We start from the raw sequence: 22,240 nt of genomic DNA, 5'->3' as shown, positions 1-22,240 counted from the left end.
GCCCTAGCATCGGCGCCATGCGCATCCTGCTGGCCGAAGACGAACACACCCTGGGCACCTGGCTCTGCAAGGCGCTGGAGCATGCGGGCATCCAGGTCGAATGGGTGGACGACGGCCGGCTGGCCGACCGGGCGCTGCAGCAGCGCGACCACGACGCGCTGGTGCTCGACCTGGGCCTGCCCGGCATGGACGGCCACACGGTGCTGCAGCGGCTGCGCGAACGCGACCAGCGGCTGCCGGCGCTGATCCTCACGGCGCGCGATTCGCTGGACGAGCGCGTCGCCTCCCTCAACGCGGGCGCGGACGACTTCCTCGCCAAGCCCTTCGCGCTGGCCGAGCTGGAAGCGCGACTGCACGCGCTGGTGCGCCGCGCGCGCGGCGTGGAGCATCCGCGCCTGGCCTGCGGGCCGCTGGTGTACGACGGCGCGCGCCGGCAGTTCACGCTGGGCGGCGAAGCGCTTGCCCTGTCGCCACGCGAACAGGCGGTGCTGCGCGCGCTGGTGCAGCGCAGCGGCGAGCCGCTGTCGAAGCAGCAGATCCTCGACCGCGTGTTCTCCGACGACGACGAGGTGCACCTCGAAGCGATCGAGGTGCTGGTGTACCGGCTGCGCAAGCGGCTCGACGGCAGCGGCGTGCGCATCGTCACGCTGCGCGGCCTGGGCTACGTGCTGGAAGCCGACTGAGTGAGCGCGCTGCGCCGCTTCACCGACCGCCTGCGCCGCACCAGCCTGTGGCAGCGGCTCGCGCTGCTGCTGTTCCCCGCCCTGCTGCTGGTGACGGGCATCGAGCTGTGGATGACGCGGCACGACGCGCTGGCCGCCGCCAACGCGGCGTACGACCGCTCGCTGCTCGGCGCGCTCAAGTCGATCGACGCGAACATCTCCACGGCCTCGGGCGGGCTGTCGGTCGAGCTGCCCTACACGATGTTCGAGTTCTTCGAGCTCACGGCCAGCGGGCAGGTGTTCTTTCGCGTCGCGACCTCCGACGGGCTGGTGGAGCTGGGCAGCGCCGACCTGCCCGCGCCGCCCGTCGAGCCCGCGATGGGCGTGCCGGCCTTCTACGACGCCACCTACTTCGGCGAGGCCGTGCGGCTCGCGGCCTATCGGCGCGACCTGGACCGCGCGCCGGCCGGCAGCACCGGGCGCAGCGTGCTGATCCAGGTCGGCGAGAGCACGCGCTCGCGCCAGGAATTCACCAGCCGCTTCGTGCGCAGCGCGGCGCTGCGCGACGGACTGATCCTCGCGATGCTGCTGTGCGGCACCGCGCTGGCGCTGGCGGCGGCGCTGCGCCCGCTCTCGCGGCTGGCGCGCGAGGTCCAGGCACGCACGCCCGACGACCTCACGCGCATCGCCGAGACCGACCTGCCCGCCGAGGTGCGCCCGCTAGTGGCCGCCGTGAACCAGCAGATGGCGCGCACGCAGGAGCTGGTGGCGCAGCAGCGGCAGTTTCTCGACGACGCCTCGCACCAGTTGCGCACGCACCTGACCACGCTGCAGATGCAGGCCGACTACGCACGCCGCGAGGACGACCCGGCGCAGGTGCGCGCCGCGCTCGACGCGCTGGGCGCCGAGATCGGCCGTGCCACGCGCAGTGCGCAGCAGCTGCTGGCGCTGGGCCGCAGCGACACCGTGGCCGTGGCACCCGCCGAGTTCGACACCGCCGAGCTGCTGCGCGAGGTGGCGGTCGACCTGCTGCCGCTGGCGCGCGCCAAGCGCATCGACCTGGGCATCCATGCGCCCTCGCCCGAACTGCACGCGGTGGGCGACCGCGGCCTGCTGCGCGAGGCGCTGAGCAACCTCGTGGCCAACGCCATCGCCTACACGCCGGCGGCCGGCACCATCACGCTCTTCGCGGCCGGCGACGCCGCGGGCTGGAGCCTCAACGTGGAGGACGACGGCCCCGGCCTGAGCGAGGACGAGCGCGCCACCTTGGGCCAGCGCTTCCGGCGCGGCGCGCGCGCGGACCAGGGCGGCTTCGGACTCGGCCTGGCGATCGTGCGTTCCATCGCGCAGCGGCATCGCGGCGATTTGCGGCTCGAAGCACGCGGCGCGGGGCCGGGCCTGCATGCCATCATCTGGTGGCCCCGTCCCGCGGGGTGAACTGCCGCCCTCCTTCCTTTTCGATGCCACGCTCTTTCGCCGTCACCCGTCGCCATGCGCTGCGCGCGCTGTCCGCGTGGCTCGCGCCTGTCGCGCTGCAGGCGACGGCGGCCGCGGGCGATGCGTCCGAAGGCCCGGCGGAATGCGTGATTCCCGCCAAGGCCGGCGGCGGCTTCGCGCTGACCTGCGCGCTGGCGCGCGATGCGCTGCAGGCCGTGCGCCCCGCGCGCACGCCGCTCGCGCAGCGCTACCTGCCGGGCGGCATCGGCGCGGTGGCCTTCGACCGCATCGCGAGCGGCCAGCTCGGCGGGCCGGGCACGCTGGTCGCGTTCTCCAGCGGCTCGCTGCTCAACCTCGCGCAGGGCCGCTTCGGGCCGCACCCGCCCTCGGCCGTGCGCTGGATCGCCACGCTGGGCACCGACTACGGCGTGGTCGCCGTGCACCGCGACTCGCCCTACCGCCGCCTGCAGGACCTGATCGCCGCGCTGCGCCAGGACCCGTCGCGCGTGGTCTTCGGCGCGGGCGGTACGGTCGGCAGCCAGGACTGGGTGAAGGCCGCGCTGCTGGTGCGCGCGGCCGGCGGCGCACCGAAGGCGATGCGTTTCGTGTCCTTCGAAGGCGGCGGCGATGCGCTGGGCGCGCTGCAGGGCAAGCACGTCGACGCGTTCCCGGGTGACGCCGCCGAGGCGCTGCAGGCCATCGCCGGCGGCGCGCCGCTGCGCCTGCTCGCGGTGCTGTCCGAAAAGCGGCTGGGCGGCGCGCTCACCGGTGTGCCCACCGCGCGCGAGCAAGGCGCGGACATCGTCTGGCCGACCGTGCGCGGCGTGTACCTGAGCGCCAACGTGCCCGACGCCGCCGTGCGCGCCTGGACCGCCGCCTTCGCCGAGGCCACGGCCGCGCCGGGCTACGCGGCGCTGCGCGAACGGCACGGCCTTTATCCTTTCGCGCTCACCGGCGCCGCGCTCGACGACTACGTGCAGGCGCGCATCAAGGCCTACCAGGCACTGGCCGACGAGCTCGGCCTGCGGCGCTGGAAGCCTTGATCTTCAACTGACCTCCATGACCGAAGACGACATCACCCAACACCTCATCGACATGCTCGGCGGCGGCCATTTCGAAGTGGCCGACGACAACACCTTCTTCTTCCATGGCGCGGACAACAAGTTCCCCTTTGCCACGATCGTGACGAAGGACAACGACTTCGACAGCGCCTCGAAACTGAACCGCCCCGGCTTGTTCCGCCTGAACGTCGGCGTGGGCAAGGAAAGCTTTCGCGCGCTGTTCGGCGAGCAGCCGCCAATTGACGTCGACTACACCGCGATCGACCGGCTGATGCCGCACCCGGTGTACGCCAAGATGCACTGGGTGAGCGTGATCAACCCGAGCGCCGCGACCTTCGAGACCGTGAAGCCGCTCTTGGTGGAAGCGCGCAACCTGCTGATCGCGCGGGACAAGAGCGCGTAGACCGGCCCCAACACCCGACCACATGAAACGCATACAATCCATATACGTTTCATACAGAGGTGGCCCATGGGCATCGTCAAGATTTCAGACCTGATGCACGAGAACCTGCGCGTGGCGGGCAACGCCCTCAGCCGGTCGATCAATGCGCAGGCAGAGCACTGGATGCGGGTCGGCATGCTGACCGAGATGCATCCCGACCTGGACTACCGGGAGGTCTGCCAGTTGCTGATCCAGGCCGAGCTCTCGGGCGGGCTGGACATTGCCGCGACAGTCACTGCGGCGCCACCCGGCAAGCCCCGCGCCCCCGCGAACGGCAAGCAGCACTGATGGCACACGACGTTCCACTCAAGTCCGCCGAAGAGCTGGTGATGGCGCGGCGCGCCGCACAGCTGGCCGCCGAGGTCCTGGCCATGATCGAGCCCCACGTCGTGCCCGGCGTGAGCACCGAAGCGCTCGACCGCCTCTGCCACGAACACATCGTGAAGGTGCAGGGCGCCATTCCCGCCAACGTGGGCTACCTGGGCTATCCGAAGACCATCCTCACCTCGGTGAACCAGGTCGTGTGCCACGGCATCCCCTCGGCCGACAAGATTTTGAAGGCGGGCGACATCGTCAACATCGACGTCGCCGTCAACAAGGACGGCTGGTTCGGCGACACCAGCCGCATGTTCTTCGTCGGTGCGCCGAGCGTGCTGGCGCGCCGGCTGGTGGAGACGACCTACGAAGCGCTGTGCGCCGGCATCCGACAGGTGAAGCCCGGCGCGACGCTGGGCGACGTGGGCCACGCCATCCAGTCGATCGCCCAGCGCGAGCACTTCAGCGTGGTGCGCGAATACTGCGGGCACGGCATCGGCCGCATCTACCACGACGAACCCCAGGTGCTGCACTTCGGGCGGCGCGGAGCGGGCCTCGTGCTCGAGCCGGGCATGGTCTTCACCATCGAGCCGATGCTCAATGCGGGCCGCGCCGAAACGAAGCAGCTGGCCGACGGCTGGACCGTCGTGACCAAGGACCGCTCGCTGTCCGCCCAGTGGGAGCACATGGTGGCGGTGACGGCCGACGGGTACGAGGTGCTGACGGCCTGGCCGGACGGCACGGGGACCTACGCGCCGATCTGATGCGCGGCCCGGCCCTGGGGCGATGGCGATTCAGTAGGTCACGGTGACCGTGATCGTGTCGCTGTAGCTGCCCGGCGTCACATTGGTCTGGGCCGGCACCCGCCCATAGACCGGAATGCTGCTGCCGGGGTTGCCGCTGCCGTCGACCGTGTCCGTGCCGACGGTGTTGCCCCAGCGCAGCGAACGCGCGGCATCGCGGTACAGCTCGTACTGGATGTAGTCACCGGTGCCGCCCGCCATGCGCCGCTGGGTCCCCGCCACGTTCACGCCATTGCTCAGTCCCACCTTCCAGGCGGTGCTGGGCGGACAGGCCATCGTGATGGCGGCCGTGCCGTTGACCGCGGCGCTCAGCGAGCTGGCACTGCCGAAGTCCAGGTCGGTGGCCGCCACGCTGACAGTGCAGGCGTTGGAATAGAGCGCCGTGACCTGCGTGTAGAAGTTCGTCCTGCCGACGTACTTGGCCGAACTCGCGGTGCAGCTGTCGGGCGCGTTGCCGCTCTTCATGCCCCAGACGACCTCGGAGTTGTAGATGTTGGCCTGGTAGCTGCCCGCCGCCAGCGATTGCCCGGACGGCACGCGGCCATACAGCGGGATGTTCAACGCGACATTGCCGCCGCTGGCCGGCAGCACGAAGGTGCCACCCGCGCTGGCGTAGGTGCCACCGCCCGGCGGCGGGCCGACGATGCCGCTGCGGGCCGCGTCGGCATAGATGTTGTAGGCCATCTGCGAACCGTTCCAGTTGGTCATGTAGCGCGGGGCGTAGCCGGCGATCTCGTTGCCCTGGGAGACGTACACGCAGTAGCTCAAGAACATGGTCTGGCCGGTGTCGTTCTGGCAGGCGAAGCCGACCGTGGCGGTGGTGTCCGTCGCCGCCGACGCCGTCACGGTGCCGAAGGCGAAGCTGGGCTGGCTGGCGACCCAGCAGCTCGGGTCGGCATGCGCCGCGCCCATGCCCAGCAGGCATGAGAAGGCCAGCGCCAGTTTCACGAATCTCAACGTCCACATGTCAACCGCTCTTTCTGCAAACCACCGCTCTCGGGACGCCGCCAGTCGAACTGTGCCCGGCACACCGCGCCGTCGGGCGTGCGCACGGCGAGCGTGTTGCGCACGGCGAGCGTGTCCAGGTACACCCAGCCGTCGTAGCCCACCACCGCGCCACCGCCCTCCTGCCCGTTCACCTGCACGCGGCTGCCCAGCGGCAAGGGCTGGCCCTGCGCATCTGCCAGCGCCACGTGGGCGGCCCGCACGGGCGTGATGCCGAAATGCGCCCGCGCGCCCGACCGGCCGGCCGGGGTGATGAGGCTCTCGGCACGTTCGATGCGCACGTCGGCGGGCAGGTCCATCGGGTCGATCGCCAGCTTGTTGTTCTGGTAGGCGTTCACCGGCACGACCAGCAGCAGCCCGCGCGAGTTGGTCTGCCCCACCGGTCGATTCTCGAGCTTCACGGGCACGCCGGCCACGCCGTCGGTGTCCACCACGGCAAAGGCGTCGTCGATGCGCCGCGCGGCCAGCACCCCGCCGCCCATCAGCACCAGCGCACCGCTGGCGCCCGCATAGGCGTAGCGGCTGGCGCGGCCGCCGCCCATCTCGCTCACGCCGGCCTGCACGCGACCGTAGGGGCCCAGGTAGTTGATTTCAGCCTGCCCGCCGGTCGTGCCGCCGCCCGTGCGCGCGGTGGCGCGCCAGCCCCAGCCGCCGTCGCCGAGGGGGGAGTGCTGCGCGCTGACGGTGCCCACGGTGCCCTGGTCGCCGCTGCGCTGCACGCCAGCGCTCACGCTGGTCTGCGCGTCCCACGACCAGCTCAGGCCGACGAAGATGCCGCGGTCGCTGCGCTTGTCCAGGTTCTGGTTCATGCCCACCGAGACCGAGGTCGTGCGCCCGATCGAACGGAACCAGTTCACGCTGGCGTAGCGCGACGCGGTCTGCCCCACCGGGCGCAGGTAGAGGTAGCTCACGCTGACGTTGCCCAGGCCGCCCATGTCGTAGCCCACGCTCGCGCTGGCGCTGCCCTTGGCCGGTGCCGAGCCGTAGGCCGTGGCCACGTCGCGGTAGTCGCCCTGCGTGCGGCTGCCGTTCAGGCCCACCGACAGGCGCTCCTGCCGCCACAGGTAGCCCAGGCTGGTCTGCGTGCCGCTGCGGCTGCCGCCGGGGGCGTCGGCGTCGTGCCGGCTGCCCGCCAGCGCCGCCGACAACGTGCCCGCCGCGCCCAGTTGCCACACGCCGCCGGCGCCGGCCAGCGCCAGGCCGCGCGTCACTTCGCCATGCGCTTCCACCGTGAAGCTGTCGCTGAGGCCCCGGCGCCAGGTGCCGGTCAGCACCGGCTGCTTGCCGTAGTCGAAGGAGCGCAGGCCGTAGTTGCGGCGCACCACGCCCAGGTCCACCGTCCAGTCGCTCAGCCCGGGCGCCAGCAGGCGGCTGCTGTCGAAGAGCGAGAAGCTCAGCGTGGCGGCGCGACCCAGCGCGTCGGTCACCACCACCTGCGCCGTGCCGGTGCTGTTGATGCGCGGCAGCGCGTTGAGCTGGAAAGGCCCCGCCGGCACCTGGCCGCTGTACTGGCGGATGCCGTCGATGAACAGTTCCACGTCCGAAGGCATCGTGGCCGAGCCGATGAAGCTGGGCAGCGGCGCGGTCTGCCGGTAGGGCTGCAGGCCGAAGTCGCGCGACAGCTGGATGCCGCCGATGCGCGTGGCGCGCGACCAGGGCACGGCGCCGGTGAGCGTGTCGCCCACGCGCAGGGTGAGCATCCTGTCGGGGAAGGCCATGCTCCAGATGCTGTCCATGCGCACGGACTGGTCCTTCCAGCCCTGGGTGTCGTGCGTGCGCTGCATCAGCCAGGTGGTGCTGAGCACGCTGGCGCCACGAAAGGCGCGCAGCTCGCCGAAGGCGCTCAGGCTGGCACTGCCACCCCTGCCCTGGGTGCCGTAGAGGTCGTAGTTCAGCAGCAGGCCGGTGGACGTGCTCAGGGGCTGCGCGGTGACTGCCGCCTGCCCCACCGTGGCCGTGGGCAGTTGCAGCATCGCCAGCGGCGCGGTCAGGCTCAGTTGCTGGCGCGCGGCGTCGTAGTCGGCCACGAGCCCGGGCAGGTCGCGCAGGGGCAGCCATTCGGCGCCGTTGTCGGGCAGGGAGAAACTCAGTTCGCGCAGCACCGCGCGGGAGGCCGACAAGGCCCCGGCCTGCAGGCGAAACGGGTGCAGCCCGCGCGCCATGCCGTTGAGGCTGACCTCCAGGTACAGCGTCATGGCCCCCGGCACGGACTGCGCGGCGGGCGCTGCGTGGGCGGGGAGCGTGGTCAGGGCCAGCGCAAACGGAGCCAGCAAGGCCCTCGCAGCGAACCCGGCCCGCTCAGCGCGCCAGCGGCGCGAGGTTGGCGTCCGTCGTTCTGCCATCGATCATGACCTGCCAGCGACCCGCGCCGGCCAGGGCGGCGGGCGACGTCTTCAGCGGCCAGCGCATGGTGGCGCCGGGCAGCACGTAACCCAGCAAGCCGGTGTAGGCGGCGACGGCGCGGCCGTCCGCGCCGGTGAACACGAGGTCCGCCAGCTGGGCATGCACCCCGCCGCTGTTGCTGACTTCCAGCACGGCCTTGCCGTCCTCGCGCCGCAGGCTCCAGCGCAACTGCGCGGGGGCCGGCTCCGCGCCCGCCGGGGACACGAAGATGGGCAGCGAGTGCCGCATCACGAAGTTCAGGTTGCTCTTCTTGCCGTCCGCCGCGGTGCCCGCCGCCTGGGGCACGGGCAGTTCATCCACCAGCACGCGGTAGGCTTCTTCCGCCGGGCCCGCGGGCGGCGGGCCGTTGCGGATCACGCGCACCAGTTGCCGTCCGCCGGTGGGCAGCTGCAGCATGGGCGGGCTGACGACCAGTCCGTCCGCCGGCTCCATGCGGTCCTGCCCGTCCACCTGCGTCCAGCGGAAGACGCGGATCTGCGCGTCCAGCGGCGCGGCTCCCGTGTTGCTCAGCCAGAGCCCGTCGCCTTGCCGCGTCGGCGCCAGCGTCAGGGTGACGGGCGAGACCTGCAGGCCGGCCGCCTGGACCGCACCGCCGCCAAGCAGGCATGCGCCCCACAGTCCGAGGATGGCAAGTGCACGTCTCACGATTCAGCTCTGGCTCGGTGATTCAGCTCTGGCTCAGTACGTGACCGTCACCGTGACGGTGTCGGCGTAGCTGTCCGGGGTGAAGTTGGCGTTGGTGTTCTTGGCGTAGACCGTGTGCGTGATCGCCGCACCGGTGCCCGTGCCGCCGACGACATTGGCGCCGGTGCCGGTGGTGTTGCCCCACACGGTGCTGTTGCCCGCGTTGGAGTACAGCGCGTAGGGCACCTTGTCGGTGTTGGTGGCCGAGTTGGCGACGGACGACATGGCACCCGTGCCGTCGGTGGTGCCGCCGTTGGTGGACGAAGGCAGCAGGCCGACGGTGTAGGGCGTGGTCTTGGAGCAGGTGACCGAGATGGTGTTGTTGCCCGTCTGGTTGGTGGCGGTGGGCTGCACGGAGGTGCCCAGGCTGATGTCGGAGGCGCCGCCGGCCGTCACCGCGCAGCTGCGCACGATGGTCATCTTGACCTGGAAGCTGGCACCGGCGGTGTCAGCCAGGGCCGAACCGGATGCGAAAACGAGGGTGGCGGTGGCCGCCGCGGCGACTGCGAGCTTGAGCATGAAAGCACTCCAAATGTAATCAATAAGACCTGACAGGTCGGTATTTTGTAATCATTTTGCATACGTTTTGACTACAAAGTGGCGCAAGGATGCCCCACAACCGGCCCGTTTGCCCTCGGATTCACGGCGCCTCGGCTCAAGTTTCGTGATCTAGTTCTCGTAACAATTGGAAAACTGTTTGCATTGTTTACATTTCCACCACAGTCAAAGCGCCCCCGCCTCCGCGAAGTGGAGGCCTTGGTGCAGTCGATAGCGGGTGGGGAAGTGGTCGCAACAAGCGCAGGGCTTGGTGGCGCCCGAGGCTGGGCAGCCTCAGGAAGTCGATGCGGGCCGGCTCAAAGCGTTGCCCGGACCCGCCCGGGCGCAGACGGCAGGGAGTCGCCCTGCCCCCGCGTCAGCCTCAGGCCTTGGCCAACCGCCGCCGCGCCTTCACCGCCGACGCCAGCCCCTCGAGCACCGGCACCGTCTGCGCAAAGCCGATGCAGGCATCGGTGATCGACACGCCGTGCTTCAGCGGCACGCCGGGCTTCAGGTCCTGCCGGCCTTCCTCGAGGTGGCTCTCGATCATGATCCCGGTGATGCGTCGCTCGCCGCCTGCGATCTGCGCGGCCACGTCCTCGGCCACCACGATCTGGCGCTGGTGCTGCTTGCTGCTGTTGCCGTGCGAGACGTCGATCATCACCTGCGGGCGCAGGCCGTTGGCCAGCAGCGCCTCGCAGCTCGAAGCGACATCCGCCGCCGAATAGTTGGGCGCCTTGCCGCCGCGCAGGATCACGTGGCAGTCGTCGTTGCCGCGCGTCTCGAAGATCGCGGCCATGCCCATCTTGGTCATGCCCATGAAGGCATGCGGCGCGCGGGCCGCGAGGATGGCGTCGGCCGCCACCTTCACGCTGCCGTCGGTGCCGTTCTTGAAACCGACCGGGCAGCTCAGTCCCGAGGCCAGTTGGCGGTGGCTCTGGCTTTCGGTGGTGCGCGCGCCGATGGCGCCCCAGGCGATCAGGTCGGCAATGAACTGCGGGCTCAAGAGGTCGAGGAACTCGGTACCGGTCGGCAGGCCCAGCGTGGTCAGCTCCAGCAGCAGGCGCCGCGCGCGCTCCAGGCCTTCGTTGATGGCGAAGCTGCCGTCCAGGTGCGGGTCGTTGATGTAGCCCTTCCAGCCGACGGTGGTGCGCGGCTTCTCGAAGTAGGCGCGCATGACGATGAGCAGGTCGTCCTGCAGCGAATCGGCCACCTTCTTGAGGCGCTGCGCGTACTCGATGGCCTGGTCGTGGTCGTGGATGGAACACGGGCCGACCACCACGACCAGCCGGTCGTCGCGGCCGTGCAGCACGTCGGCGATGGCCGCGCGGCTGCCTTCGACCAGAGCGAGCGTGTTGTCGCGCACGGGCACGCGCTCCTGCAGCAGCGCGGGGGTCATGAGGGGACGCACGGCGCCGATGCGCACGTCGTCGATGCGGGTGGTGTCGAGGGTGCTGTCGCGGGAGCCGACTTCGGCGTCGTGGCGGGGGTCGTCGAGGCGAGACATGGTCGTGGAATGCTGTGATGTCGAGGGGGTTGCTTCGATTGTCCCCCAGCACGCCCTCCTCCCCGGCTCAGGCCGCCTTCAGGAACACGTCGGGGTCCGTCGCGGCCTGCATCGGCAGCTGGCCTCACGGGACCACAGCCAGGCGATCACGCCGACGAACGCGACAGCGTCGCCAACTTCTTCCTCGCACTCTGCAAGAGGCCGACCTTCTCGGCGGGCAGCGGCGCCTTCGTATCCCCGAGCTTGATGATCTCGAGCGCCGCGGGTTTCGGCATGAGTGCATCGCGCGGCGTGAGGCCGTTGAACTTCGCGTTCGAGATGACGTGCACCTTCAGGTGACGGTGGATGTTCTTCGAGAGCTTCCGGCAGGCGGCCGCCAGGGTGGCTTCGTCGGGCATCGACTGGCCGTGCACGACGAGCAGCTCCAGGGTGCCGTCTTCGTCCTCCGCGAGCACGAAGGCGCGCACGACCGAGGCCTTGAACTTGCCGCGCAGCATCGCGCGAACCGGCTCGGCCGCGGCGAACGACTTGAGCGCGATGTTGCGCAGTTCGTCGTGGAAGATGAACGCGCGGTCGATCGAGAAGGTCTCGGCCTCCTCGGCCTTCGGCTTTTGCTTCTTCAGGATGCCGCTGCCGACGAGATGCGCCAAGGTGCGTTCCACGTCGGCCGTGTCGAGCTTCGAGCGATGGGCCAGCTCGCTGGAAGACAAGGGTTGTTGGGGCGCCGCGTAGGCGACCATCAAGAGCTTTTGCACCTCGGGGGCGAAAAGAAAATCTGCTGCACTCATTTCGCGGTTCTCTAGTTCTCTGCTTCTGTGGGGTTCTCTACAAGCGGGTTGCATTATCGAGAGCGCCCTGTCTCCCGTGCGATGCGGCTTTCTCTACGGCGTTTTCGCGGCGGATTCCGTCACCGCGCATGGCGCCGGCCTACAGCGGAGCCCGGCGCTCACCGGTAAGAACGGCTGAACACGACAAGGAGCTTCAGCCATGGACCTGAAACAGACGATCGACAAGATCAAGCAGGTGGATGCGGCGCGCGCCGACTACCCCGGCGAACACTTCGTCGTGCTCGGCGCCGGCGTGCTGCTGTTGCTGGCCGCGGGCCGCAGCCGGTCGTTCCTGATGCGAGTCGTCGCGGGCGCCGCCGGCGGCGCGCTGATCGGCCGGGCGGCGAGCGGCACCGGCGGCATCGCGAAGCTGGCCGGCGTGTTGCAGAACGGGGGCCTGGCATGGCCGCGGCGTTGAACTCACGGGCCGGCGACCCCCGACGGTATTGGGCCCCGTGCCTGGGCGTGGCGCTGGTGGCGATGTCGCTCTTCTATGTGACCTTGAAAGACCTGGTGCACGAGAGCGCGGCGCGTGCTGCGCTCCTGACCACGGCAGTCGTTCCGGTCGAGGCCGAGCCCGACAGATCGGCCGCCCGCGAAACGTTCCCGGATGCGGTGACCCGCGCATCCAAGGAACCTGCCACGCTGACGAACACGCACTTCGAGCCCCCAGTGATCGCCCCCGCAGCCAAGTCCGTGCCTGCCGTCGTCGAGGTGCACAAGTGCGTCATGCCCGAGGGCGATGCGACCTACTCCGACGGGCCGTGCCCCGCAGGCGCACGCGCGAGCACGCTGCGATTGCCGCGCGACCTGCACGCCTCGGCGAGTTCCTGAGCTCTTGAGCGGCTCACCCCGCCTTCAAGAACACATCGTGGTCCGGTGCGAAGTTGGCGTGCAGCGGCAGCATCGCGCCGCCCAGCGCACACGCCTGCGCCCCCGCCCTGCCCCCATGCAGTTGCGGCGCCCACAGGCCTTCCCAGTTGCACTGCGTGAGCGCCGTGCGGGTCTGCACCAGCAATGCGTCGAGCAGCGCGCGCGACATCGAGCCGTCCATCACCACGTCGGCCAGGTCGAGCACCGCGGTGCTGCTGACGATGGCATGCGCCAGCGCGCGTGACGCGCTGCCGAGCCAGGCCTGCGTGGCTGCGGCGAACGGCACTTCGAGCGCGCGGTCGTCGTAGGCCGCCGTGGCATCGAGGCCTTCGGTGCGCAAGCGTTGCTCGAGCTCCCACAGCGACGCCTCGGCCACCACCTGCGTCGACAGGCCTTCGGAGGGCTTCTCGGTGCGCATCGGGATCGACGCGAGCGCGCCCGCATTGCCGTGCGCACCGGTGTGCAGGTGCGAGTTGATGACCAGCCCGCCGCCCACGAAGGTGTCGACGAAGATGTAGAGAAAGCTCTTGAGGTCGTGCCCGCGCCCCGTCACCAGCTCGGCCACACAGGCCGCCACGGTGTCGCGCGCGAAGCCCACGGGCACGTCGGTGCGCGCGCGCACCTCGGCCAGCAGGTCCATCTGGTTCCATTCGTCCGACTGCGCCTTCGACAGCCCCAGCGTGCGGTGCCAGCCGCCGAGCTGGAACGGCGCCGCCAGCCCCGCGCCCACGTTGCGCGCGGCCAGCGGCCCGAGCCCGTCGCGCAGGCGGTGGATGTGCTCGGCGATCACGGGCAGCAGCGCCTCGGCGTCCGGGAATTCGTAGCGGATCGCGTGGTGCTCGCGCACGCGCGCCGCGAAGTCGATCAGCAGCCACTCTGCGCCGCGCCGCCCGAGCTTGACGCCGATGGCAAAGGCGCCGTCGGGGTTGAGCGCCAGCGGCACCGAGGGCTGGCCGATGCGCCCGCGCACGCGACTTTGCTTGACGATGAGGCCGTCGTCCTCGAGCCGCGCGGTGATGAGGCCGATGGTCTGCGCGCTCAGGCCCGTGAGCCGCGCCAGGTCGGCCTTGGGCAGGCTGGTGTGCACGCGCAGCGCCTGCAGCACCACGCGCTCGTTGAACTGGCGCATGCCCACCTGGTTGGAGCCGCGCGGACGCAGCAGGGCCGACGGGCGCTCGAGGGCATCGGTATCAAGCATGCGCCTCCGCGGGCAACTGGTCGGCGGTCATGGCGCCGGTCATCACGGCCACGGTGTCGCTCATGCTGATCTTCTTCGGATTGAGCACGGCCGCGCGCCTGCCCAGGCGCGCCACGTGGATGCGGTCGGCCACCTCGAACACGTGCGGCATGTTGTGGCTGATGAGCACCACGGGCAGGCCGCGCTCGCGCACGCGGCGGATCAGCTCGAGCACCATGTTGCCCTCCTTCACGCCGAGCGCGGCGGTGGGCTCGTCCATGATGACCACGTGCCGCGCGAAGGCCGCGCTGCGCGCCACCGCCACGCACTGGCGCTGGCCGCCCGAGAGCGTTTCGACGGCCTGCGTCATCGACTGGATGCCGACCTTCAGGTCGGCCATGCGCGCCGTGCTTTCGAGCAGCATCTTTTTCTTGTCGAGCATGCGCAGCACATTGCCCAGAAAGCCGGGGCGGCGCAGTTCGCGGCCGAGAAAGAGGTTCTCGTAGATGGTCATCGCGGGTGCGACGGCGAGGTCCTGGTAGACCGTCTCGATGCCGGCGCGCCGCGCGTCCAGCGGGTTGCGGAAATGCACCGGCACGCCATCGAGCAGGATCTGGCCTTCGTCGGGCACGATGGCGCCCGACAGCGCCTTGATGAGCGACGACTTGCCCGCGCCGTTGTCGCCGATCACCGCGAGGATCTCGCCTTCGCGCAGCTCGAAGTCGACGCCGTCGAGCGCGGTGACCTGGCCGTAGCGCTTCACCAGGCCCTTGGCCTGCATCACGATCTTGGGGTTGGCCACGGTGTTCATCAGCGGGCTCCCTTGCGCGAGAGTTGATCGGCCGCCACCGCCAGGATCACGAGCACGCCCGTCACCAGCACCTGGTAGATCGACGACACGCCCATCAGCGTGAGTCCGTTGCGGAACACGCCCACGATCAGCACGCCGATGAGCGAACCCAGCACGATGCCGCGCCCGCCGAAGAGGCTGGTGCCGCCGAGCACCACGGCCGTGATGGCATCGAGGTTTTCGGTCTGGCCCGCGTTCGGGTCGCCCACGCCAGTGCGCGCCACCGACAGCAGCGAGGCGATGCCGTAGAACACGCCCGCCGCCACGTACACCGCGAGCAGCACGCGCTGCGTGGGAATGCCCACCAGCCGCGTGGCCTCCGCGTTGTTGCCGATCGCGTAGACATGCCGGCCGGCCGCCGTCTCGCGCAGCACGAACCACGCGAGCGCATAGAGCGCCAGCATGAGCACCGAGCCCCACGCCACCTCGGCGCTGCCGATGGTGAAGGTGGTGCCCAGGCCCGTGAGGCCGGCGGGCAGGTCGGTGATCGTTTGCGACGACGAATACAGCTGCGTGATCGCGAACGCGATGTTCAGCGTGCCCAGCGTCACGATGAACGGCGGCAGCTTGATGCGCGTGACCAAGAGGCCGTTGAGCAGGCCGAACAGCGTCGTCACGCCGATGCCGCACAGGATGGCCACCGGCACCGGCATGCCGAGCTCGGTGGCGAACTTCGTCATGATGATCCCGCCCAGCGCCATCACCATGCCGCACGACAGGTCGATGCCGGCCGTGAGGATGATCAGCGTCTGGCCGATGGCGATCACGCCCACCACCATCACCTGCTGCAGGATCAGCGACAGGTTGCCGCCCGTGAGAAAACGCTCGGACTGCGTCGCGAAGAAGATGCAGGCGCCGAGCAGGGCCAGCCACGGCCCGAGGGCGCCCCACGGGATGTGGTGCGTCGGAGATTTCGCCATCGATGTGCCTCCCTATAGACCGGGGCCGTTTACTTTTTGCCCCAGCACAGCTCGGTGCCGGTCTTGGTGTCCTTGCTGTCGACGCCGACCACGCTCTTGCCGGCGATGAGCGTCACGCCGGTGTCGACGTAGCCCGAGGCCTTCTTGCCGGTCTTGGCGAATTCGACGCCCGCGGCCACGCCCATGGCGGCCATCTTCAGCGGGTACTGCTGCGAGGTCGCGGCGATGATGCCGGCAGCCGTGTCCTTGATGCCCTGGCAGCCGCCGTCGACCGAGACGATCATCACGCCCTTCTCCTTGCCCGCGCGCTTGAGCGCGTTGTAGGCACCGGCCGCAGCGGGCTCGTTGATGGTGTAGACCAGGTTCACGTCGGGCGCCTTCTGCAGGCAGTTCTCCATCACGGTCTGCGCCTTGGCCTGGTCGCCGAAGCTGTCGGCCATGCAGACGATCTCGGGCGACTTCGACAGTTCGTTCGACTTGGCGTCGTTGGCCGGCAGGCCGAAGCCCTTCATGAAGCCGTTGTGACGCTGCGCACCCACCGGATGGCCCGGCAGCAGGTCGAGCGCGACGATCTTGGGCGTCTTGCCGGCCATCGCGGCCTTGGCGTATTCGCCGATGAGCACGCCAGCCGTGTAGTTGTTGGTGGCGAAGAGCGCGTCGGTGGCGTCCGGCGGATCGGCCGGGCTGTCGAGTGCGATCACCTGCACGCCCTTGTCGCGCGCCTTCTTGATCGCCGGCACGATGGCCTTGGCGTCGCTGGGCGTGATGAGGATGGTCTTGGCGCCGGCGGCGATCATGTTTTCCATCGCCGTGATCTGGCCCGCGTTGTCGCCGTCGGCCTTTCCAGCCCCCGACAGCAGCTTGGCGCCGAGCTTCTTGGCCTCCTCCTGCGCGCCCTCTTTCATCTTCACGAAGAAGGGGTTGGTCTCGGTCTTGGTGACCAGGCCGATGACGGGCGGGTCGGCGGCCAGGGCCGTGGAAGTGGTCGATGCGGCCAGGGCCAGGACGGCCAGGGCGGGAACGAAGCGCGGGCTGATGAACATGAGGTTGTCTCCTTCAGGGGGGCGGGCGCACAGCGCCTGCCGTGCTTGCTATGGAACCGGATGGCGATCCGCCAACGAGCGGAAAGGCATTCGGACGAGGGGGACTATCGAGCAGTCGACCGACTAAATCAAGCAACTTGAGTTATCGAAAACCCGAGGCCGGACAGGTTCGTGCGGTCAGAGCTGACTGCGACGGAGGATTCCGTGCAGCGCGTAATTTGTAATTCAAACGGCCTCGTTTCTATTGCCGCCCGCTCAATTCTTTTCTGATTTTGACAATTGTCATGGATGTTGATTTATCGTCATCGAAGATGCAAAGAATCGGCAATTCGCAAAACGAAAAATAAAGTTTTCGCTGGAGTCCCACCACTCGCAAGCCGTTGATGCCAATGGATGCAGTGCTCCTTTTTTCGTTGCGATCCGCCGACCCGCTCGAATGAACAAATAACCCGGAGGGATCGCGGCACATGTTCGGCCACCTTGTGGAAATACTCAGAAACAGTCCGGAGATCGCATTGTTTCTGGTGCTGTGCATTGGCTACGCGGTGGGCCAGATCCGTTTCGGCCCGATCCAGCTCGGCGGCATCTGCGGCACGCTGATTGCCGCGCTGGTGGTCGGCCAACTGGGCATCCGGCTCGACGACAGCGTGAAGAACGTGTTCTTCATGCTCTTCATCTTTGCGCTCGGCTACGCAGGCGGCCCGCAGTTCTTTGCCAACCTCGACGCCAAGGGCCTGCGGCTGGGCCTGCTGTGCCTGGTCGAGGTGGTGGCGGTGCTCGCGCTGGTGCTCGGCGCCACCGTGCTGCTGTCGCTCGACCGCGGCACGGCCGCCGGGCTGATGGCGGGCGCGGCCACCGAATCGGCGGTGGTGGGCACGGCGACCGACGCGATCTCGAAGCTGTCGCTCCCCGCCGCCGAGATCGCGCAGCTGCAGGCCAACGTGGTCACGGCCTACTCCATCACCTACGTGTTCGGGCTCATCGCCATCGTGGTGGTCACGAGCCAGGTGTTTCCGCTGCTGCTGCGCGTGAACCTGCGCGCCGAAGCCGACAAGCTCTGGAAGACCATGGGCGGCGGCGCCGACGATCCGGAGGCCGCCAGCGCCACGCCCGAAATGGTCGGGCGCGTGTTCCGCGTCACCGTGGGCCGCGGCCGCTCGGTCGGCGAGCTGACGTCGATCCTCGGGCGGCAGGCCAGCATCGAGCGCGTGGTGCGCGACGGCCAGAGCCTCGCGGTCGAGCCCGGGCTGCACCTGCGCGTGGGCGACCAGGTGCTGGCCATCGGCCGGCGCAGCGCGCTCGTCAACGTGGGCGAGCTGCTGGGCCGCGAGTTCGCCGACACCACCGCCTTCGACACCGTGGTCGAGACCACCGAGGTCGTCGCCAACCGTCGCGAATGGTTCGGCCGCGGGCTGCGCATGCTGGAAAACGAGTTGCCGTCCGCCGTGCAGGTGATCGGTGTGGCGCGCGACGGCCACGCCATGCCGCTCGTGAACGAGCTGGTGCTGCAGCGCGGCGACGTGCTCCAGCTCTACGGCCCCGCGCCCGAGGTGGCGAGCGCCATCGCGCAGGTCGGCGACCGCGTGATCGCCTCCACGCGCAGCAACATCAGCTTCGCCGCCGCGGGCATTTTGCTGGGCGTGTTCATCGGCAGCTTCAGCGCGAAGCTCGGCGGCATTCCGTTTTCGCTCGGCACCGGCGGCGGTGCGCTGCTCACGGGGCTGGCCTTCGGCTGGTACCAGTCCAAGCACCCGCATCGCCTGAGCGTGCCGGCCGACGCGCTGGCGCTCATGAAGGACCTGGGCCTGGCCACCTTCATCGCCTGCGTGGGCCTGGCCTCGGGGCCGCAGGCGCTGGCGCTGGTCCAGAAGTTCGGCGTTGCGCTGCCGCTGGTGGGCATCGCCGTCGCGGTGGTGCCGGCCAGCATCTCGCTGTTCGTCGGCCACCGCCTGCTCAAGCTCGAGGCGCCGGTGCTGCTGGGCGCCATCGCCGGCCAGCAGTGCAGCACGCCCGCGCTCAGCGCGGTGCAGAACGCCGCGGGCAACGCCACGCCACTGCTGGGCTACACGATCACCTACGCCATCTCGAACGTCGTGCTGCCGCTGATGGGCCCGCTGATCGTGGCCCTGGCCGGCCTGGTGCAGCACGCGAAATAAGACAACGACCCGAGACGCTCCACGCCCTTCTCTTCTCTCTTCTTCTCATTGATGCCCTGAAAGGACTTCCTCTATGGAATGGCTGCATGAACTCTTCAAGAAGTCGCCCGAAATGGCGCTGTTTCTCTCACTGGCTGTCGGCTACTGGATCGGCAAGATCAAGTTCGGCAAGTTCCAGCTCGGCGGCGTCGCCGGCTCGCTGCTGGTGGCGGTGATCGTGAGCCAGGTCGGCGTGCAGATCGACGGCGGCGTGAAGGCCGTGCTGTTCGCGCTGTTCATCTACGCCGTGGGCTTCGAGAGCGGGCCGCAGTTCTTCAGCTCGCTGGGCAAGCAGTCGATCAAGGAGATCATCCTGGCCGCCGTGATGGCGGCCACCGGCCTGGCGACCGTGGTGGTCATGGCCAAATTGTTCGGGCTCGACAAGGGCCTGGCGGCGGGCGTGGCGGCCGGCGGCCTCACGCAGAGCGCCATCATCGGCACCGCGGGCGACGCCATCGGCAAGCTCGGCCTTGCCGCGGCCGAGACGGCGCGGCTGCAGGGCAACGTGGCCATCGGCTACGCCGTGACCTACGTGTTCGGCTCGTTCGGCGCGATCATCGTGTGCGTCAACATCCTGCCCAAGCTCATGGGCCGCAGCATCCGCGACGACGCGATCGCAGCCGAGACCGCGATGCAGGCCGGCGTGAAGGTGCTCGGCCCCGACCAGGAAGAAGCCGCGCCCTCGCTGGTCGGGCGCATCTACCAGCTCACGAGCGACCCGCAGCGCACGGTGGCCGACATCGAGAACGCCAACCCGGCCACCACCATCACCATCGAGCGCGTGAAGCGCGACGGCAAGTTCGTCGAGGTCAGCCCCACGCTCGTGCTGCGCCAGGGCGACTACGTGCTCACCGTCGGCCGGCGCGATGCCGTGGTGGCGAGCGCGCCGCTGCTGGGCAAGGAGGTCGACGCGGTCGACGGCATGGAGCTGACGCTGAACAAGCGCGAGATCGTGCTCACCAACAAGGACTTCGGCGGCAAGACCGTCGACCAGATCCGCCAGGCCACCGCCGGCGGCGTGCGCCACGGCATCTTCGTGGTGCAGCTCAGTCGCATGGGCCAGGTGCTGCCGATGAAGCCCGACACCGTCGTGCAGGTGGGCGACCTGGTGTCGATCTTCGGCGCCGAGCAGGACGTGAAGCGCGTCGCGTCCCTCGTCGGCGACGTGATCGTGCCCAGTGCCAAGACCGACTTCGTGTACCTGGGCGCGGGCCTGGTGGTGGGCCTCTTGGTCGGCCTGCTGAGCGTGAAGATCGGCGCCATTCCGCTGACGCTCGGCGCCGGCGGCGGCGCCCTGCTGTCGGGCCTGCTGTTCGGCTGGTACCGCGCGAAGAAGCAGACCTTCGGCGCGCTGCCGCCCAGCGCGGTGCAGCTGCTGAAAGACCTGGGCCTGGCGGGCTTCGTGGTCGTGGTCGGCCTGACGTCGGGCCTGCAGGCCGTGCAGACCATCAAGGAACTGGGCCTGACCATCTTCGGCGTCGGCGTGGTCGTCACGCTCGTGCCGATGATCCTCACGATGCTGTTCGGGCGCTACGTGCTGCGCTACGACAACACGGCCGTCTTCGCGGGTGCGCTGAGCGGCTCGCGCAGCGCCAACCCGGCCTTCGGCGAAGTGCTGGGCAAGGCCGAGAACGCCATTCCCACCGTGCCCTTTGCCATCACCTATGCGCTGGCCAATGTGTTCCTCACGCTGCTGGGCCCGCTGATCGTGGCGCTGGTCTGAGCACCGCGCCGTCCCTCTTCTTTCTTCTTTCTTTTTATCAACCAAGGAGTACTCCATGGATTTCGGCGACGTGAAAAAGCTGGGCGGCCTGAGCCCGTTCGAACTGAAGGATGCGCTGATCCAGGTCGCACGACAGAGTGACCGCCTCATGCTCAACGCCGGCCGCGGCAACCCGAACTTCCTGGCCACCACCCCGCGCCACGGCTTCTTCCAGTTCGGCCTGTTCGCCATGACCGAGGCCGAGCGCTCGTACATCTACATGGCGGACGTGGGCGGCTTTCCGCAGCGCGAGGGCATCGAGGCGCGCTTCGAGCTCTTTGCCAAGTCGCACGAGGGCGAGCCCGGCGTGCGCTTCATCGAGGCCGCCGTGTCCTACGTGCGCGACCAGTTGGGCCTGTCGGCCGGCGACTTCATCTACGAGATGTGCGAGGCCATCCTGGGCTGCAACTACCCGGTGCCCGACCGCATGCTGCGCCTGACCGAGATCGTCGTGGGCCAGTACATCCACAAGGAAATGATCGGCACCCACCCCTTCGTGGGCAAGTTCGACATGTACGCGGTGGAAGGCGGCACCGCCGCCATGACCTACCTGTTCAACAGCCTGCGCGAGAACCACCTGCTGTCGCCCGGCGACACCATCGCGCTGGGCATGCCGATCTTCACGCCCTACATCGAGATCCCGCACCTGAACGACTACCAGCTCATCGAGGCGCTGATCGACGCGCCGCCGGAGAACAACTGGCAGTTCACCAAGAAGGAGCTGCAGAAGCTGCTCGACCCGAAGGTCAAGGCCTTCTTCCTGTGCAACCCGAGCAACCCGCCCTCGGTGAAGATCAGCGACGAGGTGCTGGGCTACATCGCCGACATCGTGAAGCAGCGACCCGACCTCATCATCCTCACGGACGACGTGTACGGCACCTTCGCCGACAACTTCCTGTCGCTGTTCGCGATCTGTCCGCAGAACACCATCCTGGTGTATTCGTTCTCGAAGTACTTCGGCGCCACCGGCTGGCGCATGGGCGTGGTCGCCACGCACGAGGACAACATCCTCGACCGCAAGATCGCCGCCCTGCCCGAGGCCAAGCGCCGGGAACTCGACGCACGCTACAGCTCCATCACCACCGAGCCGCGCAAGCTGAAGTTCATCGACCGCCTCGTGGCCGACAGCCGCACCGTGGCGCTGAACCACACGGCCGGTCTCTCCACGCCCGTGCAGGCGCAGATGGTGATGTTCTCGCTGTTCTGCCTCATGGACGAAGGCGAGACCTACAAGAAGTCGATGAAGCACATCGTCTCGCGCCGCAAGGAAGCGCTGTACCGCGAGCTGGGCCTGCCGCTGCAGCCCGACCCGAACTCGGTGAGCTACTACCACCTGCTCGACCTGCAGGACATCGCCACGCAGATGCACGGCGAGCGCTTCGGCAAGTGGATTCTCACGAAGCTGCAGCCCAACGAGGCGCTGTTCCGCATCGCCGCCGAAACCAGCATCGTGCTGCTGCCCGGTCGCGGCTTCGGCGGCAAGCACCCCTCGGGGCGCGTGTCGCTGGCCAACCTCAACGAATACGACTACGCGAACATCGGGCGCTCGCTGCGCAAGATGGCTTCGGAGTACTTTGCGATGTTCGAGAAGGAGGTGGGGGGCGGCAAGGTGGACAACGCGGGAAAGGCGGCCAAGGGCGGCGTAGGCAAGACCACTGTCGTTAAACCCGCAAAACGCGGCAAAAAGTAGCCTCGTTCCGCCCCTTGCGCGGCCCCGAAATGTATGCCTTTGACATA

Annotated in this window: 21 protein-coding genes; 11 read left to right on the top strand and 10 right to left on the bottom strand. The window is 68.9% G+C overall.

The window, feature by feature from the left end; all coding sequences use genetic code 11:
• The first annotated feature begins 17 nt into the window (after positions 1-17).
• The 6 genes from AC07O4_RS11235 (at position 18) to map (ending at position 4,681) form a co-directional block, all read left to right on the top strand.
• Entirely contained in the window at positions 18-683 is a 666-nt protein-coding gene (locus tag AC07O4_RS11235) for a response regulator (protein WP_062482520.1), read from the top strand.
• Positions 684-2,099, top strand: coding sequence for a sensor histidine kinase (locus tag AC07O4_RS11230; RefSeq protein ID WP_495299483.1), 1,416 nt, complete (start codon positions 684-686; stop codon positions 2,097-2,099).
• Positions 2,100-2,122: 23 nt separating this feature from the next.
• Positions 2,123-3,142 carry a Bug family tripartite tricarboxylate transporter substrate binding protein gene (locus tag AC07O4_RS11225; RefSeq protein ID WP_495304551.1) on the top strand — a complete coding sequence of 340 codons (1,020 nt, stop codon included), beginning with the start codon at positions 2,123-2,125 and terminating at the stop codon, positions 3,140-3,142.
• A gap of 16 nt (positions 3,143-3,158) precedes the next feature.
• The gene (locus AC07O4_RS11220; protein WP_495304550.1) at positions 3,159-3,563 is read left to right on the top strand and encodes a DUF6194 family protein; all 405 of its coding nucleotides are present in this window, start codon (positions 3,159-3,161) and stop codon (positions 3,561-3,563) included.
• 66 nt (positions 3,564-3,629) lie between these two features.
• Positions 3,630-3,890: a ParD-like family protein gene (locus tag AC07O4_RS11215; protein WP_062482851.1), complete on the top strand. Its 261-nt coding sequence runs from the start codon at positions 3,630-3,632 to the stop codon at positions 3,888-3,890.
• On the top strand, positions 3,890-4,681 hold the full coding sequence (gene map / locus AC07O4_RS11210; RefSeq protein WP_495304549.1) for a type I methionyl aminopeptidase: 792 nt from the start codon (positions 3,890-3,892) through the stop codon (positions 4,679-4,681). The genes AC07O4_RS11215 and map overlap by 1 nt, the downstream gene beginning before the upstream one ends.
• Positions 4,682-4,711: 30 nt before the next feature.
• On the opposite strand, the gene AC07O4_RS11205 is transcribed toward map, so the two are convergent.
• The 6 genes from AC07O4_RS11205 to AC07O4_RS11180 form a co-directional block, all read right to left on the bottom strand.
• Positions 4,712-5,686: a Csu type fimbrial protein gene (locus tag AC07O4_RS11205; protein ID WP_095744839.1), complete on the bottom strand. Its 975-nt coding sequence runs from the start codon at positions 5,684-5,686 to the stop codon at positions 4,712-4,714.
• Positions 5,674-7,998, bottom strand: a complete 2,325-nt coding sequence (locus tag AC07O4_RS11200) for a fimbria/pilus outer membrane usher protein (protein ID WP_492741617.1) — start codon at positions 7,996-7,998, stop codon at positions 5,674-5,676. The genes AC07O4_RS11205 and AC07O4_RS11200 overlap by 13 nt, the downstream gene beginning before the upstream one ends.
• 25 nt (positions 7,999-8,023) lie before the next feature.
• Positions 8,024-8,773, bottom strand: a complete 750-nt coding sequence (locus AC07O4_RS11195) for a fimbrial biogenesis chaperone (RefSeq protein WP_492741618.1) — start codon at positions 8,771-8,773, stop codon at positions 8,024-8,026.
• 33 nt (positions 8,774-8,806) lie between these two features.
• Positions 8,807-9,331 carry a Csu type fimbrial protein gene (locus AC07O4_RS11190; protein ID WP_492741619.1) on the bottom strand — a complete coding sequence of 175 codons (525 nt, stop codon included), beginning with the start codon at positions 9,329-9,331 and terminating at the stop codon, positions 8,807-8,809.
• Between the two features lie 400 nt (positions 9,332-9,731).
• The gene (locus AC07O4_RS11185; protein WP_139703841.1) at positions 9,732-10,856 is read right to left on the bottom strand and encodes a 3-deoxy-7-phosphoheptulonate synthase; all 1,125 of its coding nucleotides are present in this window, start codon (positions 10,854-10,856) and stop codon (positions 9,732-9,734) included.
• A 146-nt stretch (positions 10,857-11,002) separates the two neighbouring features.
• Positions 11,003-11,644, bottom strand: coding sequence for a hypothetical protein (locus AC07O4_RS11180; RefSeq protein ID WP_307694066.1), 642 nt, complete (start codon positions 11,642-11,644; stop codon positions 11,003-11,005).
• 199 nt (positions 11,645-11,843) lie between these two features.
• Between AC07O4_RS11180 and AC07O4_RS11175 the strand changes: the two genes are divergently transcribed.
• Positions 11,844-12,101, top strand: a complete 258-nt coding sequence (locus tag AC07O4_RS11175; RefSeq protein WP_492741620.1) for a hypothetical protein — start codon at positions 11,844-11,846, stop codon at positions 12,099-12,101.
• Between the two features lie 62 nt (positions 12,102-12,163).
• The gene (locus AC07O4_RS11170) at positions 12,164-12,517 is read left to right on the top strand and encodes a hypothetical protein (RefSeq protein ID WP_495304548.1); all 354 of its coding nucleotides are present in this window, start codon (positions 12,164-12,166) and stop codon (positions 12,515-12,517) included.
• Positions 12,518-12,530: 13 nt separating this feature from the next.
• Here AC07O4_RS11170 and AC07O4_RS11165 read toward each other — a convergent pair whose 3' ends face one another.
• From AC07O4_RS11165 to AC07O4_RS11150, 4 genes are read right to left on the bottom strand one after another with little or no spacing between them, the layout of a single operon-like run.
• Complete coding sequence (locus tag AC07O4_RS11165; RefSeq protein ID WP_492741622.1) at positions 12,531-13,754, bottom strand: ROK family transcriptional regulator; 1,224 nt, start codon at positions 13,752-13,754, stop codon at positions 12,531-12,533.
• Positions 13,747-14,544 (bottom strand): ATP-binding cassette domain-containing protein, encoded by a 798-nt coding sequence (locus AC07O4_RS11160; RefSeq protein WP_492741623.1) that lies wholly within the window; start codon positions 14,542-14,544, stop codon positions 13,747-13,749. The genes AC07O4_RS11165 and AC07O4_RS11160 overlap by 8 nt, the downstream gene beginning before the upstream one ends.
• Positions 14,544-15,503: an ABC transporter permease gene (locus AC07O4_RS11155; protein ID WP_062475719.1), complete on the bottom strand. Its 960-nt coding sequence runs from the start codon at positions 15,501-15,503 to the stop codon at positions 14,544-14,546. Before AC07O4_RS11155 ends, AC07O4_RS11160 begins: the two co-directional genes overlap by 1 nt.
• A 29-nt stretch (positions 15,504-15,532) precedes the next feature.
• Positions 15,533-16,546, bottom strand: a complete 1,014-nt coding sequence (locus AC07O4_RS11150) for a sugar ABC transporter substrate-binding protein (RefSeq protein WP_495304547.1) — start codon at positions 16,544-16,546, stop codon at positions 15,533-15,535.
• A gap of 467 nt (positions 16,547-17,013) precedes the next feature.
• Here AC07O4_RS11150 and aspT (AC07O4_RS11145) point away from each other — a divergent pair, with 467 nt between their 5' ends.
• The 3 genes from aspT (AC07O4_RS11145) (at position 17,014) to AC07O4_RS11135 (ending at position 22,193) form a co-directional block, all read left to right on the top strand.
• Positions 17,014-18,702 carry an aspartate-alanine antiporter gene (aspT, locus tag AC07O4_RS11145; RefSeq protein WP_495304546.1) on the top strand — a complete coding sequence of 563 codons (1,689 nt, stop codon included), beginning with the start codon at positions 17,014-17,016 and terminating at the stop codon, positions 18,700-18,702.
• Positions 18,703-18,775: 73 nt separating this feature from the next.
• A complete protein-coding gene (gene aspT / locus AC07O4_RS11140) occupies positions 18,776-20,464 on the top strand; it encodes an aspartate-alanine antiporter (protein WP_062475727.1) in 1,689 nt (562 codons plus the stop codon).
• Positions 20,465-20,519: 55 nt separating this feature from the next.
• On the top strand, positions 20,520-22,193 hold the full coding sequence (locus AC07O4_RS11135) for a bifunctional aspartate transaminase/aspartate 4-decarboxylase (RefSeq protein ID WP_495304545.1): 1,674 nt from the start codon (positions 20,520-20,522) through the stop codon (positions 22,191-22,193).
• Positions 22,194-22,240 lie beyond the last annotated feature (47 nt).

The organism is Variovorax sp. GW821-FHT09D04 (genome assembly GCF_059416405.1).
This window is presented reverse-complemented; position numbering and strand designations above follow the sequence as displayed.

Excerpts from the sequence above, each read along its gene's own strand:
- AC07O4_RS11225 (WP_495304551.1), top strand. The coding sequence starts at position 2,123 with ATGCCACGCTCTTTCGCCGTCACCCGTCGCCATGCGCTGCGCGCGCTG.
- AC07O4_RS11175 (WP_492741620.1), top strand. The coding sequence starts at position 11,844 with ATGGACCTGAAACAGACGATCGACAAGATCAAGCAGGTGGATGCGGCG.
- AC07O4_RS11190 (WP_492741619.1), bottom strand. The coding sequence starts at position 9,331 with ATGCTCAAGCTCGCAGTCGCCGCGGCGGCCACCGCCACCCTCGTTTTC.
- aspT (WP_062475727.1), top strand. The coding sequence starts at position 18,776 with ATGGAATGGCTGCATGAACTCTTCAAGAAGTCGCCCGAAATGGCGCTG.
- AC07O4_RS11150 (WP_495304547.1), bottom strand. The coding sequence starts at position 16,546 with ATGTTCATCAGCCCGCGCTTCGTTCCCGCCCTGGCCGTCCTGGCCCTG.
- AC07O4_RS11185 (WP_139703841.1), bottom strand. The coding sequence starts at position 10,856 with ATGTCTCGCCTCGACGACCCCCGCCACGACGCCGAAGTCGGCTCCCGC.
- AC07O4_RS11165 (WP_492741622.1), bottom strand. The coding sequence starts at position 13,754 with ATGCTTGATACCGATGCCCTCGAGCGCCCGTCGGCCCTGCTGCGTCCG.
- AC07O4_RS11215 (WP_062482851.1), top strand. The coding sequence starts at position 3,630 with ATGGGCATCGTCAAGATTTCAGACCTGATGCACGAGAACCTGCGCGTG.
- AC07O4_RS11205 (WP_095744839.1), bottom strand. The coding sequence starts at position 5,686 with ATGTGGACGTTGAGATTCGTGAAACTGGCGCTGGCCTTCTCATGCCTG.
- AC07O4_RS11180 (WP_307694066.1), bottom strand. The coding sequence starts at position 11,644 with ATGAGTGCAGCAGATTTTCTTTTCGCCCCCGAGGTGCAAAAGCTCTTG.
- AC07O4_RS11160 (WP_492741623.1), bottom strand. The coding sequence starts at position 14,544 with ATGAACACCGTGGCCAACCCCAAGATCGTGATGCAGGCCAAGGGCCTG.
- AC07O4_RS11155 (WP_062475719.1), bottom strand. The coding sequence starts at position 15,503 with ATGGCGAAATCTCCGACGCACCACATCCCGTGGGGCGCCCTCGGGCCG.
- AC07O4_RS11135 (WP_495304545.1), top strand. The coding sequence starts at position 20,520 with ATGGATTTCGGCGACGTGAAAAAGCTGGGCGGCCTGAGCCCGTTCGAA.
- map (WP_495304549.1), top strand. The coding sequence starts at position 3,890 with ATGGCACACGACGTTCCACTCAAGTCCGCCGAAGAGCTGGTGATGGCG.
- aspT (WP_495304546.1), top strand. The coding sequence starts at position 17,014 with ATGTTCGGCCACCTTGTGGAAATACTCAGAAACAGTCCGGAGATCGCA.
- AC07O4_RS11170 (WP_495304548.1), top strand. The coding sequence starts at position 12,164 with ATGTCGCTCTTCTATGTGACCTTGAAAGACCTGGTGCACGAGAGCGCG.
- AC07O4_RS11235 (WP_062482520.1), top strand. The coding sequence starts at position 18 with ATGCGCATCCTGCTGGCCGAAGACGAACACACCCTGGGCACCTGGCTC.
- AC07O4_RS11220 (WP_495304550.1), top strand. The coding sequence starts at position 3,159 with ATGACCGAAGACGACATCACCCAACACCTCATCGACATGCTCGGCGGC.